1 protein-coding gene is annotated in these 1,128 nt (G+C 43.9%); it reads right to left on the bottom strand.

Annotated features, from left to right (window positions below):
* A partial coding sequence (gene tuf / locus AAX15_RS01325; protein ID WP_046938765.1) for an elongation factor Tu occupies nt 1-1,127 on the bottom strand: 1,127 nt, incomplete at its 3' end.
* Nucleotide 1,128: the final 1 nt, after the last annotated feature.

The following is a 1,128-nucleotide window of genomic DNA, read 5'->3' as shown; positions in this document are numbered from 1 at the left end:
GCGAAACGTAAACCTTGGTCCATCGCGATTGGGTGGATTAAGCTTACTGTCATCTTGATGTTATCGCCTGGCATTACCATTTCCACGCCTTCTGGTAATTCGATAGTACCAGTTACGTCAGTTGTACGGAAATAGAATTGTGGACGGTAACCTTTAAAGAATGGAGTATGACGACCACCTTCTTCTTTTGATAATACGTACACTTCTGATTCGAAGTCAGTGTGTGGTGTGATTGAACCTGGTTTCGCTAATACTTGACCACGTTCGATTTCTTCACGCTTGGTACCACGTAATAATGCACCGATGTTCTCACCTGCACGACCTTCGTCAAGTAATTTACGGAACATTTCAACACCCGTTACAGTAGTTTTCGCTGTATCTTTGATACCTACGATTTCTACTTCATCACCAGTACGGATGATACCACGTTCTACACGACCTGTTACTACTGTACCACGACCTGAGATTGAGAACACGTCTTCGATTGGAAGAAGGAACGGTTGGTCAATCGCACGCTCTGGCTCAGGAATGTAAGTGTCTAAGTGGTTTGCTAACTCAAGGATTTTTTCTTCCCATTCTGCTACGCCGTTTAATGCTTGTAATGCAGAACCACGTACGATTGGAGTGTCATCGCCCGGGAAGTCATATTGAGAAAGAAGTTCACGAACTTCCATTTCTACTAATTCTAATAACTCTTCGTCATCTACCATGTCGCATTTGTTTAAGAATACGATGATGTATGGAACACCTACTTGGCGACCTAATAAGATGTGCTCACGAGTTTGTGGCATTGGACCATCAGTTGCTGCTACTACTAAGATAGCACCATCCATTTGTGCCGCACCAGTAATCATGTTTTTAACATAGTCGGCGTGTCCTGGACAGTCAACGTGTGCGTAGTGACGAGTTGCTGTATCGTATTCAACGTGTGAAGTGTTGATGGTGATACCACGCGCTTTTTCTTCTGGCGCGTTATCGATTTGGTCAAATGCGCGAGCTGCACCACCGTAGTGTTTAGATAATACGGTTGTGATTGCTGCTGTTAAAGTTGTTTTACCGTGGTCAACGTGGCCGATTGTACCCACGTTTACGTGCGGTTTTGTACGTTCAAATTTTTCTTTAGACATT

It is taken from the genome of Haemophilus haemolyticus, from assembly GCF_001008275.1.
Lineage (GTDB): Bacteria > Pseudomonadota > Gammaproteobacteria > Enterobacterales > Pasteurellaceae > Haemophilus > Haemophilus haemolyticus_P.
Note: the sequence above shows the minus strand (reverse complement) of the source record. Positions and strands in the feature narration are given on the sequence as shown.